This is a genomic window from Bradyrhizobium australiense (assembly GCF_013114825.1).
Taxonomy (GTDB): domain Bacteria; phylum Pseudomonadota; class Alphaproteobacteria; order Rhizobiales; family Xanthobacteraceae; genus Bradyrhizobium; species Bradyrhizobium australiense.
Map to the genome: position 1 here is coordinate 1 of NZ_JAAVLX010000011.1, position 15,366 is coordinate 15,366.

General features: G+C 63.8%; 16 protein-coding genes. 12 read left to right on the forward strand and 4 right to left on the reverse strand.

What is annotated here, in order from left to right:
* Positions 1-6: 6 nt before the first annotated feature.
* The gene (gene serB / locus HCN58_RS28945; protein WP_171582777.1) at positions 7-912 is read right to left on the reverse strand and encodes a phosphoserine phosphatase SerB; all 906 of its coding nucleotides are present in this window, start codon (positions 910-912) and stop codon (positions 7-9) included.
* Here serB and miaA point away from each other — a divergent pair.
* The 8 genes from miaA (at position 890) to ilvC (ending at position 9,242) form a co-directional block, all read left to right on the forward strand.
* The gene (gene miaA, locus HCN58_RS28950) at positions 890-1,849 is read left to right on the forward strand and encodes a tRNA (adenosine(37)-N6)-dimethylallyltransferase MiaA (RefSeq protein WP_235983983.1); all 960 of its coding nucleotides are present in this window, start codon (positions 890-892) and stop codon (positions 1,847-1,849) included. The genes serB and miaA overlap by 23 nt on opposite strands.
* A gap of 418 nt (positions 1,850-2,267) precedes the next feature.
* Complete coding sequence (locus HCN58_RS28955; protein WP_171582778.1) at positions 2,268-4,043, forward strand: acetolactate synthase 3 large subunit; 1,776 nt, start codon at positions 2,268-2,270, stop codon at positions 4,041-4,043.
* A 143-nt stretch (positions 4,044-4,186) separates the two neighbouring features.
* The gene (locus HCN58_RS28960; RefSeq protein WP_171582779.1) at positions 4,187-5,170 is read left to right on the forward strand and encodes a threonine dehydratase; all 984 of its coding nucleotides are present in this window, start codon (positions 4,187-4,189) and stop codon (positions 5,168-5,170) included.
* Positions 5,171-5,324: 154 nt separating this feature from the next.
* On the forward strand, positions 5,325-5,867 hold the full coding sequence (gene ilvN, locus HCN58_RS28965) for an acetolactate synthase small subunit (protein WP_171583000.1): 543 nt from the start codon (positions 5,325-5,327) through the stop codon (positions 5,865-5,867).
* A 2-nt stretch (positions 5,868-5,869) separates the two neighbouring features.
* Positions 5,870-6,565 (forward strand): class I SAM-dependent methyltransferase, encoded by a 696-nt coding sequence (locus HCN58_RS28970; protein ID WP_171582780.1) that lies wholly within the window; start codon positions 5,870-5,872, stop codon positions 6,563-6,565.
* Positions 6,566-6,569: 4 nt separating this feature from the next.
* On the forward strand, positions 6,570-7,460 hold the full coding sequence (locus HCN58_RS28975) for an EamA family transporter (protein WP_171582781.1): 891 nt from the start codon (positions 6,570-6,572) through the stop codon (positions 7,458-7,460).
* A gap of 7 nt (positions 7,461-7,467) precedes the next feature.
* A complete protein-coding gene (locus HCN58_RS28980; RefSeq protein WP_171582782.1) occupies positions 7,468-8,076 on the forward strand; it encodes a LysE family translocator in 609 nt (202 codons plus the stop codon).
* A gap of 146 nt (positions 8,077-8,222) precedes the next feature.
* A complete protein-coding gene (ilvC, locus tag HCN58_RS28985) occupies positions 8,223-9,242 on the forward strand; it encodes a ketol-acid reductoisomerase (protein WP_065749544.1) in 1,020 nt (339 codons plus the stop codon).
* Positions 9,243-9,766: 524 nt separating this feature from the next.
* Here the strand turns inward: ilvC and HCN58_RS28990 are convergent.
* The gene (locus HCN58_RS28990) at positions 9,767-10,222 is read right to left on the reverse strand and encodes a PaaI family thioesterase (RefSeq protein WP_171582783.1); all 456 of its coding nucleotides are present in this window, start codon (positions 10,220-10,222) and stop codon (positions 9,767-9,769) included.
* Positions 10,223-10,323: 101 nt separating this feature from the next.
* On the opposite strand from HCN58_RS28990, the gene HCN58_RS28995 reads away from it, so the two are divergent.
* Complete coding sequence (locus HCN58_RS28995; protein WP_171582784.1) at positions 10,324-11,160, forward strand: LysR family transcriptional regulator; 837 nt, start codon at positions 10,324-10,326, stop codon at positions 11,158-11,160.
* 13 nt (positions 11,161-11,173) lie between these two features.
* On the opposite strand, the gene HCN58_RS29000 is transcribed toward HCN58_RS28995, so the two are convergent.
* Positions 11,174-12,277, reverse strand: coding sequence for a DUF2336 domain-containing protein (locus tag HCN58_RS29000; RefSeq protein ID WP_171582785.1), 1,104 nt, complete (start codon positions 12,275-12,277; stop codon positions 11,174-11,176).
* A gap of 456 nt (positions 12,278-12,733) precedes the next feature.
* Between HCN58_RS29000 and HCN58_RS29005 the strand changes: the two genes are divergently transcribed.
* Both HCN58_RS29005 and HCN58_RS29010 read left to right on the forward strand, forming a co-directional pair.
* Positions 12,734-13,585, forward strand: coding sequence for an SDR family oxidoreductase (locus HCN58_RS29005; protein WP_171582786.1), 852 nt, complete (start codon positions 12,734-12,736; stop codon positions 13,583-13,585).
* A gap of 19 nt (positions 13,586-13,604) precedes the next feature.
* Positions 13,605-13,847 carry a hypothetical protein gene (locus tag HCN58_RS29010; protein ID WP_171582787.1) on the forward strand — a complete coding sequence of 81 codons (243 nt, stop codon included), beginning with the start codon at positions 13,605-13,607 and terminating at the stop codon, positions 13,845-13,847.
* Position 13,848: 1 nt separating this feature from the next.
* Here HCN58_RS29010 and HCN58_RS29015 read toward each other — a convergent pair whose 3' ends face one another.
* Positions 13,849-14,466, reverse strand: coding sequence for a hypothetical protein (locus HCN58_RS29015; RefSeq protein ID WP_171582788.1), 618 nt, complete (start codon positions 14,464-14,466; stop codon positions 13,849-13,851).
* A 210-nt stretch (positions 14,467-14,676) separates the two neighbouring features.
* Here HCN58_RS29015 and HCN58_RS29020 point away from each other — a divergent pair, with 210 nt between their 5' ends.
* Complete coding sequence (locus HCN58_RS29020; RefSeq protein WP_171582789.1) at positions 14,677-15,366, forward strand: TetR/AcrR family transcriptional regulator; 690 nt, start codon at positions 14,677-14,679, stop codon at positions 15,364-15,366.

Here is a 15,366-nt window from a genome sequence, read left to right on the forward strand (position 1 = left end):
GTCGTCCTATCCTTCCACAAATTCCTCGCGCCGATAGCCTTGCGCGTACAACAGCGCGGTGAGGTCGCCGTAGTCGATCCGCGCCGCTGCCGCCGCCGCAACCGCGGGCTTCGCGTGATAGGCGACGCCAAGCCCCGCCGCCTGGATCATGCCGAGGTCGTTGGCGCCGTCGCCGGTCACCAGCGTATCGATCTTGTCGAGGTCGAAGGTTTCGCGCAGCTCGATGAGGGTAGCCAGCTTGGCGGCGCGGCCGAGGATCGGCTCGGCAACCTCGCCGCTGAATTTTCCGTCTCGCACCTTCAGCTCGTTGGCGCGGTTTTCCTGGAAGCCGATCTTGGCCGCGACCGCATGGGTGAACAGCGTGAAGCCGCCCGAAATCAGACAGGTCCAGGCGCCGTTGGCGCGCATGGTGGCAACCAATTCGCGGCCTCCCGGCGTGGGTGTGATGCGTTTGGCGAGGACCTCATCGACCACGCTGACCGGCAGGTCCTTCAGAAGCGCGACACGCTCGCGCAGCGCCGGCTCGAATTCGATTTCGCCGCGCATCGCGCGCTCGGTGATGGCGGCGACATGCGCTTTCAGCCCGGCGAAATCGGCCAACTCGTCGATGCATTCCTGTCCGATCATGGTGGAATCCATGTCCGCCAGAAAAAGCTTCTTGCGCCTGAACGCGGCGGGCTGCACGACAATGTCGATCGGCAGGTCGCCGCGCGCCTGTTGCAGGCGGGTTTCGATCGCCTTGATCGCGTCCGGGCTCTTGACCTGGCTGTCAAAGGGAATGTCGACTGCCACTTCGTCAAACAGCCATTGCGCCGTTCCCGGCGAGGGGAGTACGGCCAGCGCGCCGTCGACAATGGTGGTGTCGAGCGCGGGATTGGCCGGATTGCAGATGAGGGTGGCGACCAGGGACATGCAGGCGTATCAGCTAGATTTGAGCAAGGCCGTGCTTATCGCAGGGCCGACCGCCAGCGGCAAGTCGGCCCTGGCGCTCGAACTGGCGCAAAGGACCGGCGGGGTCATCATCAACACCGATTCCATGCAGGTCTACCGAGATCTCCGCATCATCACGGCGCGACCGACAATGGAGGAGGAGGCGCGGGTGCCGCATCGGCTCTATGGCCATGTCGATGCGTCGGTCAATTTCTCGGCGGGCGCCTGGGTGGCGGACGCGGAAAAAGTGCTGTCGGAGGCGCGCGCGGCAAAGCGTCTGCCGATCTTCATCGGCGGCTCCGGCCTGTACTTCAAGGCATTGACGCGCGGTCTGTCCGCGGTGCCGCCGATCCCGGCCGAGGTGCGGGATGCCGTTCGCGCGCGGCTGGAATGCGATGGCGTCGAGGCGTTGCACACTGAGCTGGCGCGGCGCGATCCGGTCTCCGCCGAACGGCTGAAGCCACGCGACCGCACCCGGATTGCGCGTGCGCTGGAGGTCGTCGAAGCCACCGGACGCGCGCTGCCGGACTGGCATCGCGAAGGGCTGCCGCCGCTATTGCCACCGGGCGAATTCTCCGCGCTGTTCCTGGCGCCCGAACGCGAACAACTCTATGCGCGCATCGATGCACGGTTTGACGTGATGCTGGGGGGAGGCGCCCTCGAGGAGGTCGCTGCATTAGCGGCGCGAAAGCTCGATCCGCTGTTGCCGGCGATGAAGGCCCATGGCGTGCCGGCGTTGATCCGGTACTTGCACGGCGAGATCACGCGCGAGCAGGCCGCCGAAATCGGCCGCGCCGACACCCGCCATTACGCCAAGCGCCAATTCACCTGGTTCAGGCACCAACTGCCGGAGTTCGAATGGATCGCGCCGGAGGCGGCGAGGGGGTGGGTTGCCACCGTCATTACGGGGCGCTCGTGAAACGAACGAACTAAGATGTGCAATTGCACATCTGAGAACCTCGAGATTCCAGGTCTGGTCCTTCGGACCATCCCGGAATGACGTCGGACTGACGGCGCCCGCATGGCTGCACACATGAAATTCCCCCTCGCCGAATGCCCGGAACACCGCTACACTGGCCAAATCGCGCGGAAAGCGTCCGTCTCTTGACTTTCGAGGGCCGAACGGTATAACCCGCGCAACCTTTGGGAAGTCCGAGCCGCAAGATGCGTAATATTATTACCAAACTCCTTATCGTCGTCGTACCCAGGCGCACCGCCGGGGATGGCTAGCGGCCATCCAAATTCAGGCGGTGTGCATGGGGCCTCTCGGGCCCTTTTTTATTTCCCAAAACAGACAACCGAAAGAAGCCGCGCCCACAGCGCATCCGGAGCAGACCATGACCGACAAGAGCCACGACCCCAATCAGATGACCGGCGCCGCGATGATCGTGCGCGCACTCATCGATCATGGCGTTCAGCACATCTTCGGCTATCCCGGCGGCGCGGTGCTCCCGATCTATGACGAGATTTTCCAGCAGAGCGAGGTCGAGCACATCCTGGTGCGGCACGAGCAGGGCGCCGGCCACGCCGCGGAAGGCTATGCGCGCTCGACCGGCAAGCCCGGCGTGGCGCTGGTGACATCGGGCCCCGGCGCCACCAACATGGTGACACCGCTGACGGATGCGCTGATGGATTCGATTCCGTTGGTCTGCATCACCGGCCAGGTCCCGACCCATCTGATCGGCAACGACGCGTTCCAGGAATGCGACACGGTCGGCATCACGCGTCCTTGCACAAAGCACAACTGGCTGGTGCGCGACGTCAACGATCTGGCGAAAGTGTTGCACGAGGCGTTCTATGTCGCGACCACGGGTCGTCCCGGCCCGGTGCTGGTCGACGTGCCCAAGGATGTGCAGTTCGCAACGGGCACTTACCATCCGCCGCGCAAGGACGACGTCCATGTCTCCTACACGCCGCGGGTGAAGGGCGATGCCGCGCAGATCCGCAAAGCCGTCGCACTGCTCGCGTCTGCCAGGCGCCCGGTGATCTATTCCGGCGGCGGCGTCATCAATTCCGGACCCGAAGCCTCGAAGCTGCTGCGTGAGCTCGTAGATGTCACGGGATTTCCGATCACATCGACCCTGATGGGCCTCGGCGCTTACCCGGCCACCGGCAAGAACTGGCTCGGCATGCTCGGCATGCATGGCACCTACGAGGCAAACATGGCGATGCATGATTGCGACGTCATGCTGTGCGTCGGCGCGCGTTTCGACGACCGTATCACCGGTCGCGTCGACGCGTTCTCGCCGGGCTCGAAGAAGATCCACATCGACATCGATCCGTCCTCGATCAACAAGAACATCCGCGTCGACATTCCGATCATCGGCGACGCCGGCAACGTGCTCGGCGATCTCTTGCAGGTGTTCAAGACGGAAGCGAAGAAGCCCGACATCAAGACCTGGTGGCAGGAGATTGCCACGTGGCGGGCGCGCAATTCGCTCGCCTACAAGAAGAGCAACGATATCATCCTGCCGCAATACGCCATCGAACGCCTGTTCGCGGCGACACGCGGCCACGACACCTACATCACGACAGAGGTCGGCCAGCACCAGATGTGGGCGGCACAGTTCTTCGGTTTTGAGGAGCCGCATCGCTGGATGACGTCCGGCGGATTGGGCACCATGGGCTACGGCCTGCCGGCGGCGCTCGGCGTGCAGGTCGCCCATCCCGACAGCCTCGTGATCGACATCGCGGGCGATGCCTCGGTGCAGATGACGATGCAGGAGATGTCGACGGCGGTTCAGTTTGAATTGCCGATCAAGATCTTCATCCTGAACAACCAGTATATGGGCATGGTGCGGCAGTGGCAGCAGCTTCTGCACGGCAACCGGCTGTCGCATTCTTACTCCGAGGCGCTGCCGGATTTCGTCAAGCTGGCGGACGCCTTCGGCTGCGTGGGCCTGCAGGCGATCAAGCCCGGCGATCTCGACGGCGCGCTCAAGGAGATGATCAAGGTCAGGCGTCCGGTGCTGTTCGATTGCCGCGTCGCCGCGCTGGAAAACTGTTTCCCGATGATTCCGTCGGGCAAGGCGCACAACGAAATGCTGTTGCCGGTGGAAGCGACCGATGAAGCCACCGCCGCGGCGTTCGCGGGCGGCAAGGCGCTGGTGTGAGGAAATTCCGCTGTCATCGCCCGGCTCGACCGGGCGATCCAGTACGCCGCGGCGTCCCAGTTACTCTCGGGCGTCTCTGGAATACTGGATCCCCGCCTTCGCGACGATGACAGGAACGAGGAAAGATAGACTGGAAGACCAACATGTTTGACCTCGCAGAGCTCGAACGCGCGCACGGAATCGTAGGGCAGGCGGTGCCGCCGACGCCGGTGCATGCCTGGCCGCTGTTGGCCGAGCGGCTCGGCACGACGGTGATCGTCAAGCATGAGAACCACACGCCGACAGGCGCGTTCAAGGTGCGCGGCGGACTGGTGTATTTCGATCGCCTGAAGCGCGAGCGGCCCGGCGTCGCCGGTCTGATCTCGGCGACGCGAGGCAATCACGGTCAAAGCCTTGCTTTTGCGGCGAGCCGTTACAAGCTTCCGGTGACGATCTACGTGCCGCGCGGTAATTCGGTCGAGCAGAATCGTGCCATACGGGCGTTCGGCGCCGAGCTTGTCGAATATGGTGAGGATTTTCAGGCCGCGCGCGAGGAAGCCTATCGCCGTGCCGAGAGCAACGGCCTTGAAATCGTACCGGCGTTTCATCCCGATCTGGTCCTGGGCGTCGCGACCTACGCGCTCGAATTATTGCGAAAGGCGCCGGATATCGACGTGCTCTATGTGCCGATCGGGCAGGGCTCCGGCATCTGCGGCTGCATCTTGGCGCGCGATCTCTTGGGCTTGAAGACGGAAATTGTCGGAGTGCAGTCGACTGAGGCACCAGCGTATGCGCTGTCGTTTGCGGCGGGCATGGTCGTGACGACCGAGACCAGCAACACGCGCGCCGACGGCGTGGCGACGCGCATTCCCGATGCCGACGCAGTCGCGATCATGCACAAGGGTGCTTCGCGCATGGTGCAGGTCACGGATGACGAGATCGCCGCAGCGATGCGGGCCTACTGGACCGACACTCACAATCTTGCGGAGGGCGCCGGCGCGGCCGCGCTCGCAGCCGCGTTGCAGGAAAAGAACCGACTTCAAGGCAAACGCATCGGCCTGGTTCTGACCGGCGGCAATGTCGATTTCGATCGGTTCCGAACATGGGTCGGGACGGAGGTTGCTGTCACCGACAGGATGGCGGTGTGAGGATGGCTATCCGCCTGCCGCAAATAGTAACGTCATCGTCCGGCTTGGCCGGACGATCCGGTACGCCGCGGCCTTGCGATCAATCGCAGGCGCCGGCGATTACTGGATGTCCGCCTTCGCGGGCATGACACCGGAGAATGACAAGGGGACGACAATGAACCAGCCCGCATCCGCCTACTTCCTGGAAGAGCGCCACGACCCCAACGAGACGCACACCCTCTCGGTGCTGGTGCAGAACGAGCCCGGCGTGCTCGCGCGCGTGATCGGCCTGTTCTCCGGCCGCGGCTATAACATCGATAGTCTCACCGTCTCCGAGACGGAGAGCCAGAAACATCTCTCCCGCATCACCATCGTCACCACAGGCACGCCGATGGTGATCGAGCAGATCAAGCACCAGCTCGACCGCATGATTCCGGTCTACCGCGTCGTCGACATGACCATCACCGGGCGCTCGATCGAGCGGGAACTCGCCATGGTGAAAGTACGCGGCCATGGCGACAGCCGGGTCGAGGCGCTGCGGCTGGCGGATGCGTTCCGCGCCCGGGTGATCGATGCCACGACCGAGAGTTTTGTGTTCGAGATCACAGGCAATTCCGCCAAGATCAGTCAATTCATCGACCTGATGCGCCCGCTCGGCCTTGTCGAGGTGTCGCGCACTGGCGTTGCCGCGATCGGGCGCGGGCCTGAGGGGATGTGAACATGCTGGCGCGTGACTGGTATTACACTCAAAGGCGGCGGCTCGGGCTCGATTCGGCGGTCGCCTCGCTCTACGACCGCCACGACGACAGCGACGAACGCGCACGCGCCGCGCTCACCATGCTCGGCGTGCAGCGCGGTTGGCGGGTGGCCGATATCGGTTGCGGCAATGGTGTACTGGCCTGCGAGGCGGCGCTGATGGGTGCCGAGGTCGATGCGATAGACATTTCGCCGGCCATGCTGGCGCTCGCCAACATTCACGCGCGCGACCGAAGGGCGTCGATCCGCACCCAACCCGCGGGTCTGTTGAGCTTCGCCTATCAGCCGAATTCCTACGACCTGATCGTCAGCGAATTCACGCTGCACCATCTGCCTGACTTCTGGAAGGCAGTGGCGCTGGCGCGGATCTATGCCGCGCTGAAGCCCGGCGCGAATTTCTACCTGCGCGACATCGTGTTCGTCAGCATGCCCGACGGCGTCGAGCGCGATGTCGAGCAATGGGCCGATTTCACCATCAAGAACCACGATTTCCAGCGCGAAGGCGTGGTCACCCATATGCGCGACGAATACTCGACCTTCGGCTGGGTGATCGAGCGCATGCTGACCGATATCGGATTCACGCTGGAATCGGTCGACTATCACGCGCCCCTCCACGGCACCTACCTGCTGCGCAAACCAAAGCCGGACCAACAGAGCTAAAAAAATGAAACCGGCCGATGTCTGCATCGCCGTGCTAGTGGCGATGATCTGGGGGCTTGCTTTCGTGGCGAGCCGGATCGCGCTCAACGAATTTTCGCCGGAACTGATGACGACGCTGCGCTTTTCCATCGCGGCCTTGCCCTGCCTGTTCGTGGCGCGTCCCAAGGTTTCATGGAAGGTGCTGATCGCGATCAGCTTCACGCTGTTTCTCGGCCAGTTTCTCGCCCAGGCTTTTGCCATTGCGCACGGCGTTCCCGTCGGCCTCTCCAGCGTGATCGTCCAAAGCCAGGCGCTGTTCACGATCGGCTTTGCCGCGCTCCTGTTCCGTGAGCGGCCGAGCCTGTGGCAGACAGTCGGCATTGCTATTGCCACCGCAGGCCTGCTCATGATCTGCGGCACCGTCGGTTACGATTTCAGCGTCGGCGCCTTCGCGATTTTGATGATCTCGCCGCTCAGCTTTGCGGCCGGCAATCTGCTGCTGCGGCGCGCGCAGGGCGTACCGATGTTCGACCTGTTCGCATGGCTGTGCCTCGTCGCCGCCGTGCCGCTGCTCGCCCTGACGCTGGTCAGCAACGGTCCGCAGCCGACCTGGCATGCGCTGACCCATATGTCCCTGACCGGCTTGCTGTGCATGATTGGGCTCGGCGGCGTCTCCACCAGCATTGCCTATTGGCTGTGGGGGAGGCTGCTACGGGATTACCCGGCGGCGCAGGTGGTGCCGTTCGCGCTGTTGGTGCCGTTCGTCGGTTCCGCGGCATCGAGCGTGGTGTTCGGCGAAACCTTCGGGCCGCTTCGGCTCGCCGGCATGATCACGGTGGTCGGCGGCATCGCCGTCATGCTGCTGTCCAAACGTACCAAGGCTTCAGAAAAACAAGTTCTGCCAAAGATCGCATGAGGCCTCCATGTCGCAATCGCTTTTCATCGCCTTCGTGATGTTCGCCACCGTGATGTTCTTCACGCCGGGGCCGAACAACATCATGCTGCTGTCATCAGGGCTCACTTACGGCTTCCGTCCGACCATCCCGCACATCCTCGGCATCACCATCGGCTTCGCCTTCATGATCGGTGCGGTTGGCCTCGGCCTCGGCACCATCTTCATCGCCTATCCCGCGTTGCAGACGATCCTGAAATATGCCGGCGTGGCCTACCTGGTCTATCTGGCCTGGGCGATTGCGATGTCAGAGCCGCCTTCGGTAGATCAGGACAAGCATCGCGAAGGCCGCCCGATGACGTTCTGGGGCGCCGCCATGTTCCAGTGGGTCAACGCCAAAGGCTGGGTCATGGTGATCGGCACCATCACCGCCTATGCGGCGATCGCCGCTTACCCCTGGAACATCGCGATCCAGGTCGGCCTCAGTCTAATCCTGGGCATCCTGTCGTGCACCGCCTGGGCCCTGTTCGGCACTGCGCTCCGGCCGATCCTGACCTCCCCGCGGGCGGTGCGGGCTTTTAACATCGTGATGGCGGTGCTGCTGCTGGCCTCGCTCTACCCGGTCTTCATGGACGCATGATGCCGCAGCGGGCCATGCATAAACAGGTTTCCCCTGGAGCGGAAAATGCTCTAGACAACGCCGGAAATTCGCGGGCGACCGGCGGTCCCACCTGTCCAAATGCCTGATTAACCGGCCGTTTTTGGCCATCTATTGAGGAAACGACCATGCGTGTTTATTACGATCGCGACGCCGACCTGAACCTGATCAAGGGCAAAAAGGTCGTCATCGTCGGCTATGGCAGCCAGGGCCACGCCCATGCGCTGAACCTGAAGGACTCCGGCGTCAAGGAAGTGGCGATCGCGCTCCGCAAGGGTTCGGCCTCGGCCAAGAAGGCGGAAGCCGCCGGCTTCAAAGTGATGGAAGTCGCCGAGGCCGCCAAATGGGCCGATCTCGTGATGATGCTCACCCCGGATGAGCTGCAGGGCGACATCTACCGCGAGCACCTGCACGACAACATGAAGAAGGGCGCGGCGCTGGTCTTCGCCCACGGCCTCAACGTCCATTTCAACCTGCTCGACCCGCGCGCCGACCTCGACGTGCTGATGATCGCGCCGAAGGGCCCCGGCCACACCGTGCGCTCGGAATACCAGCGCGGCGGCGGCGTGCCCTGCCTGATCGCGATTGCCAAGGACGTCTCCGGCAATGCCCATGACCTCGGCCTGAGCTATGCCTCGGCGATCGGCGGCGGCCGCGCCGGCATCATCGAGACCACCTTCAAGGAAGAGTGCGAGACCGACCTGTTCGGCGAGCAGGTGGTGCTCTGCGGCGGCCTGGTCGAGCTGATCAAGGGCGGTTACGAGACGCTGGTCGAAGCCGGCTACGCCCCCGAGATGGCCTATTTCGAGTGCCTGCACGAGGTGAAGCTGATCGTCGACCTGATCTATGAAGGCGGCATCGCCAACATGAACTACTCGATCTCCAATACCGCCGAGTACGGCGAATACGTCACCGGCCCGCGGATTGTCACTGACGAGACCAAGAAGGAGATGAAGCGGGTGCTCAATGACATCCAGTCCGGCAAGTTCGCCCGCGATTGGATGTTGGAGAACAAGGTCAACCAGACCTCGTTCAAGGCGACCCGCGCCAAGCTCGCCGAGCATCCGATCGAGGAAGTCGGCGCCAAGCTCCGTGACATGATGCCGTGGATCAAGAAGGGCGCGCTGGTCGACAAGACCAAGAACTGAAGCAGGGCGGCCGGCAGGTAGGGTCGGCAAAGCGCAGCGTGCCCACCACTCAAGAGGACGGTTGCGGATGAAAATGGGCACGGCGCGAAGTGCGCGCCTTTGCCCACCCCACGACGGCACACCAAATATTAAACCTTGAACGACAATATCCGGCGAGATCGCAACCCGCGGTCTCGCCGTTTCCTTGAAGAACTGGTGACTCAACCACATTCTTCAACGCGCCGCACGAAGCGCGCCAACCAAGCCGAAACGAAAGAACTGACGCTTCATGCACATTCTTGGTGCGAAGCAGCTCAACAACTACATTAGCGACGGATAAGCCAGCGTTTACCGCTTCTAAGCGCGGTTGCTTAATCTGTATTCTCGCCGCGAAAACAGCTCGACGATCTATCGAGCAGCGCGGCCGGACCTTCGCTTCTGCGCTTTCGAATCTCTCATGTGTTGGATCAGCAGCGAACCGGGCTTGACCTCGCGTCCTGCGAATGACGCCCGGTCCATCGGTAGTGTCCAGCATTGCGTGGCATTTATAGGGCCGGGAAGTCGACGCCGCGAAGAGTCACGATCGCTACCGCGCACGGCGTCTCCGTTCCGTCGGCGAGTGACGCCACGTCGACATGCGCCACGCCAATCGTGCTTCCGACCTGGATCGCGCGGGCGCGAGCGATCAGCGATTGGCCCTTCGCCACGGCGAGATAGCTGACTTGCAGATTGATGGTCACGGCAAACCGGCCAGGCGGCATGGCCGTGGTCACGGCGCCGCCGCCGGCATGGTCCGCCAGCCCGGCGATGACGCCGCCATGAAAGAAGCCGTTCGCCTGCAAAAGACCGCCGCTTTTCGCGAGCGACATCACGACATGGCCGGGTTCCGCGCTCTCGACCTTGGTGCCGACGGCGCTCGTGTAGCCGGGCGCGTAGGTGACCCGCTCGACCAATTCGCGGATCGCATCGTGCGCGGTCATCTGCGGTTTCAGATCGTCCATCGGTCCCTCCCGGCTGTTTAAGCGAGCGCCCATGCTCGGGCTAGCGAGAGGCTTAGGCAATCGCGATTGCTCTGATATCGAGCTATAGATATCTTCTATGGATGGACTTTAAGCAGATTAGGTATTTCGTGGCCGTCGCCGAAGCGGGCAGCTTCAGCGCCGGGGCGCGTCGGGCGTTCGTCACGCAGCCGACGCTGTCGGCCGCGATCGCTTCGCTCGAAGCCGAGCTGGGATTCGCAGTGCTGGAGCGTCATGCGCGCGGCGTGAGGCTCACGTCCCGGGGCGGAGAGGTGCTGGAGACCTCGCGGTCGATTCTGCGCCAGACCGAGCGGCTCAAAACGGCGTCCGGCGGCAAGCCATCGGGCAGGCCGCTGCGGCTTGGAATTCTGCCGACGATTTCTCCGCCATTCGTGGCGCAATGCATTGAGCGGTTGCGGGCACTTGAGCCCGCACGGTCGTGGCGGACCGAGGATGCGCCCCTTCCCAAGCTGCGGCAGCGGCTTGCCAACGGTCGTTACGACGTCATCCTTACCGCGCTGGGATCGGCTGCGCGTGGCCACCGGCAGCTGGAGCTGGCGGCAGACCGGCAGACGCTGGCCGTTTCCGCACGCTCGTTCCCCCGCGGGCCGGTCTCTCCGGAGATATTGGCAGGCCAGCCTCTGATCGTGCGCGTGCACTGCGAGCAGTTGCAATCGGCATCGCGGATTCTCGATGCGTGGAAGGTGCGGCCGAGAGTCGTCGCCCAGACGGACAGCGACGCGCGGGCGCTCGCGATGGTCGCCGCGGGCCTCGGGTTCTGTCTGATGCCGGACAGTTTCGAACACCCCGAGGTGCGGATGCTTCACCCCGAGGGGGTCGATCTGACCCGGCGGCTCGGCTTTGAATGGGTCAGAGGCGCCGCCCACGGTTGGTTGGATCGCGAGCTAGGTGGGCCGTGACCACGGCGCCGGCTCAATTCGCCCGGATGATCGGCTCCTTCTCGATCCTGTTGTGAAGCTGCCAGAAGCGCACGGTGCGCTGGGCCGTCTCCATCGATAGCTTCCGGTAGTCGCGCTGCGCGATTTCCAGCGTTTGCTCGTTGATCGGATGTGCCGGGCGGTTGCGCAGAATCGACTCGACCGTCGGCCAGTTCAGCCGCGCCGAGCGGCAGGGAATGAGGATCAGGTCGGCGCGCGGCCCTTCCATCAGCCTGGCTGTCATCTCGACCGGCATGTCGTTGAGGACGGCGAGCGCGACGGTCACTTCGTCGAACTTGTTCGACTCCGCGAATTTGTAGACTGCTGCGTCGTCGAGCTCGTTCAGCCCCTTCATCAGCTTCACGAATTCCTCCGCGACGCCGAAGCTGCGGCTCGGGGGCGGCGCCTCGCGGGCGACCTCGTTCAGGACCCGTTTGATCTCTTCCTGGAGCGCGGGCGGCGCGATGGCCAGAAGCCGCGCGCGAACGGTCTCCTTGGCGCGGCGCAATAGCTCGCCCATGAACTTGACCGGGAAATCGGCGCGAAGGCCGAGGATTTCGACCAGTTCGTCGTCGGCGCCGGCGCGCGCGACGATGGTGGAATAGCCCTGGTCGGAAAACCTGGCGCCGGCATTGTTGGCGAGCTTGCGGATCACCTGGCCTTCGCCGCGGTCGACGATAACGTCGGTCACGGCCGCGGGCAGTTCGGCGCGGCCCGAAATAGCGAGCAGGTGATCCTGCCCCTTGCTGCTGGCGATCTCGACCAGCACCTCGGTGCCGAGCCGGCTGGAATGGGCCAGCACGCTGCCGGCGACCTCGATCTCGTCGTCCCAGGCCAGATGCTGGATGACCTCGAACGGGGCGTAGTCGAGCGGCGCCAGCCGCTTGGAGAGCTCCGCCTTTGCCCGCGTCTCGACGCGCGCGATCAGGAGGCACAGCACGTCGTCGAAGACCTTGACTTGGTCGTCGCTGAGGCGTTCTCCGTCATGGAGGAAGAGATCGGTGACCTGCCGCAGGGTTTCCACCCGCTTGGCGGATGAACCGCCTCTGACGGCATCTTCAAGTTCGGCGATGATCGAGTGCGCCGGCTGTTGCACCATTATGGGCAGCCTGTCTGTTGTTGAAGGGTTGGCGTCCACAATGACGAGCCGAGCCTTACGCTCGCGTTAAGAGCGGGGACCCGGTCGAACTACAGATCGACTGCATCTGAATCGGGCAATACGTCGGCCGCGCGCATTGCGGACATACGCACGTCGGAGCAGGCCACGCATTGCAAATTCTGCGTTCCGAATTGCTTTACCATTCCGATCGAGACGTATGCCGCGATTTTGCGCGATAAATCGCCCGTGTCGAACCGGATCGGCTCTGCGCCGCCGCTTCCGGTATTCCGGTCCCGCTGCTATCCTCACCAAACCGTTCCCGGGAAACTTTGAATAGCAATCTGCCGAACAAGACGCCGTCAAGGCTGGCCGCCTCCGCGGAGGAAGCTCCTGAAGCTGCCGCTTAAGCATTCCTTCACGACGAACTTCATTAAACCTCTTACAAGGGCTTAGGTCATGAGATCTGTTGTCATCACCGGCGCGTCCACCGGCATCGGCTGGGCCAGTGCGAAGCTCTTGCTCGACCGCGGCTTCCGCGTGTTCGGCAGCGTGCGCAAGCAGGCCGACGCCGACCGCCTCAAAGCTGAGTTCGGGGCGAACTTCACGCCACTGATCTTCGATGTCACGGATGAAGCCGCGGTGCTGGCGGCCGCGCGCGAAGTCCGCAATGCCCTCGGCGGCGAAACGCTCGCCGGCCTCGTCAACAACGCCGGCATTGCGGTCTCGGGCCCGGTGCTCGAACTCGCCGCCGACGAATTCCGCCGCCAGATGGAGGTCAACTTCATCGGCCCGATCATTGCGACCCAGGCGTTCGGGCCGCTGCTCGGCTCCGATCCGGCCCTGAAGGGGCCAAAGGGGCGGATCGTGATGATGTCCTCGGTCGCCGGCAGGAACGGCAATCCGATGACTTCAGCCTATTCCGCCTCCAAGCACGCGATCGAGGGGCTGTCGGAGAGCCTGCGCCGCGAACTAATGCTGTTCGGGATCGACGTCATCATCATTGCGCCGGGCGCGGTGAAGACGCCGATCTGGAGCAAGGCCGAGGAGGTCGACATTTCGCCTTACAAGAACTCACCGTACTTGCCGGCGCTGGAGAAGATCCGTGCCTTCATGCTGAACCTGGGCACGACCGGCTTGCCGGCCGAGACAATTGCCGAGAAGGTGTTCGATGCCTTGACGCTGCCCAATCCCAAGGTGCGCTACGTAATCGCGCCGGATCCGATGCGCCAGTTCATGGCGGCGGTGTTGCCCAGGCGCACCCTCGACCGGATCATCGCCAAGCGCCTCGGGCTGATGGCGCAGGGATGAGCAGAGGCATCGGCCGCCAGTGACAACGGGAAAGAGCAGAGCGGAGCTGACGCAAATCGCCGACGCGGCGCTTCGCAGCCAGCCGGGATGCGAAACCGCATCCGTCCCCGCCGTGCGCGCGCTTCCTAACATTCGTGAGGGGCGGAACTGGGAAATTCCCAACGTCGTTCTCGGCGACAGCCTGATCAGCGACATCGACCGGGCCGTCATGTCAGTGCACCGCCGGCTTGGGCGGAAATATCATCTGCTTGCCGGCGACTAAGTCATCCTGCCCGCGCCGGCGCCTGGGCACGCGGCGCCATCGCGATCATCCGCAGCGCGAACACGGCCACGAGCGGTATCAGGAACAGCGCATAGAGCGGCATATCGGGAATCCGCTTGCCGAACGACACCATGAACTGGAACAGCAAATAATAGCCGCCTGCGAGATGCAGCCGGCGCCAGGCGCGTGCGCCGATTGCGGCTGCGGTGCGGTCGAATGAGGTGGCGGTCATCGCGATGATGAAGGCATAGCCGATGCCGCCGAAGATGTAGGACGCGATCGAGGTCGCCGCCGCATAGCCCGCCGGGTCCATCACGGCGAACGCAAAGATGGCTACGGCGTGGATGGCGTGCGAGGCCGCAAAGGTGACGCCGAGATAGCGGCGGTTGCGGCGCAGCCATCGCGTCGAGGCGTTCGGCCATATCAGCGCCAGCGCGGCGGCGGAGAAGGCGAGGCAGAACAGTACCAGCGAGGTGCGCGCGGTGAAGCGGATCACCATGCGCACGCCGTCGACCTCGAAGTCACGCATGCCGGCGATCCAGATGCTGAGTGCAAGCAACGTCAGCGAGAGCAGCGCGAACAGCTGCCAGCCTTCGAACCGGTTTTGACGTGTCGGCATGTTCGTCCCCCGAGTGTCTATGCTGTCTTGCGAGCGAAGCGAAGCAATCCATCCTTCGTTCTTGAAATGGCGGATGGATTGGTTCGCTTCGCTCGCAATGACGTGGATGGTTTGGTACCTATGTAATCACCAGTTACATATGCTTAGCTGGTCGGGTCAATCCGAGTAATCGGTGCTTACATTCACAAACCGGTGATGATAGGAGAGGGCATGCGCCATTCAGCCAAACCTTCCGTCGCGAAATCCTCCGCCGCCAAGCCGCGCCGGCGCGCCTCCCGCGCGGCCACGCCCAAGCGCTACCACCACGGCGATCTCCGGCGCGTCCTGATCGAGGCCGCGCTGCAATTGGTCGGGGAGGGCGGGGCGGAGGCGGTCAGCGTCCGCGAGGCCGCGCGCCGGGCCGGCGTGTCTCCGGGGGCGCCGTTCCGGCATTTCCCGAGCCGCGACGCCCTGATCCAGGCGGTGGCGGAAGAGGCGCAACGGGGGTTCCGCGCGGAGATCGAGGCGGCGCTGCGCGGCGCGCCGGTCGGCGATCCGCTCGGCCGCTTTCGCTGCCTCGGGCTCGCTTACCTGCGCTGGGCGATGCGCAACCCGACCCATTTCGAGATCATTTCCAGCCGCCGCTTGTTCGACCACGACCGGGCGGCCGCCATCTCCAAGGACAATGCAGAGCTGATCGCGCTGACCGAGCAAACGCTGGCGGAAGCCTCTGCGGCGGGCCAGCTCCGCAGCGCCGACCTCAAGCAGGTTCAGATCGCCGGTCGGGCGCTGGTCTATGGTTTTGCCCGGATGAATATCGACGGCCATTTTCCGCGCTGGGGCGTCGCCGGCCCCGAGGCCGAGCGGACGGCCGAGGCGGTGCTGGATCTTTTCATCGAGGGGATTGCGAAGCGGCCTTAA

Excerpts from the sequence above, each read along its gene's own strand:
- HCN58_RS28980 (WP_171582782.1), top strand. The coding sequence starts at position 7,468 with ATGTCGCAATCGCTTTTCATCGCCTTCGTGATGTTCGCCACCGTGATG.
- miaA (WP_235983983.1), top strand. The coding sequence starts at position 890 with ATGAGGGTGGCGACCAGGGACATGCAGGCGTATCAGCTAGATTTGAGC.
- HCN58_RS28995 (WP_171582784.1), top strand. The coding sequence starts at position 10,324 with ATGGACTTTAAGCAGATTAGGTATTTCGTGGCCGTCGCCGAAGCGGGC.
- HCN58_RS28990 (WP_171582783.1), bottom strand. The coding sequence starts at position 10,222 with ATGGACGATCTGAAACCGCAGATGACCGCGCACGATGCGATCCGCGAA.
- HCN58_RS29000 (WP_171582785.1), bottom strand. The coding sequence starts at position 12,277 with ATGGTGCAACAGCCGGCGCACTCGATCATCGCCGAACTTGAAGATGCC.
- HCN58_RS29020 (WP_171582789.1), top strand. The coding sequence starts at position 14,677 with ATGCGCCATTCAGCCAAACCTTCCGTCGCGAAATCCTCCGCCGCCAAG.
- HCN58_RS28960 (WP_171582779.1), top strand. The coding sequence starts at position 4,187 with ATGTTTGACCTCGCAGAGCTCGAACGCGCGCACGGAATCGTAGGGCAG.
- HCN58_RS28975 (WP_171582781.1), top strand. The coding sequence starts at position 6,570 with ATGAAACCGGCCGATGTCTGCATCGCCGTGCTAGTGGCGATGATCTGG.
- HCN58_RS29005 (WP_171582786.1), top strand. The coding sequence starts at position 12,734 with ATGAGATCTGTTGTCATCACCGGCGCGTCCACCGGCATCGGCTGGGCC.
- ilvC (WP_065749544.1), top strand. The coding sequence starts at position 8,223 with ATGCGTGTTTATTACGATCGCGACGCCGACCTGAACCTGATCAAGGGC.
- HCN58_RS28955 (WP_171582778.1), top strand. The coding sequence starts at position 2,268 with ATGACCGACAAGAGCCACGACCCCAATCAGATGACCGGCGCCGCGATG.
- serB (WP_171582777.1), bottom strand. The coding sequence starts at position 912 with ATGTCCCTGGTCGCCACCCTCATCTGCAATCCGGCCAATCCCGCGCTC.
- HCN58_RS28970 (WP_171582780.1), top strand. The coding sequence starts at position 5,870 with ATGCTGGCGCGTGACTGGTATTACACTCAAAGGCGGCGGCTCGGGCTC.
- HCN58_RS29015 (WP_171582788.1), bottom strand. The coding sequence starts at position 14,466 with ATGCCGACACGTCAAAACCGGTTCGAAGGCTGGCAGCTGTTCGCGCTG.
- ilvN (WP_171583000.1), top strand. The coding sequence starts at position 5,325 with ATGAACCAGCCCGCATCCGCCTACTTCCTGGAAGAGCGCCACGACCCC.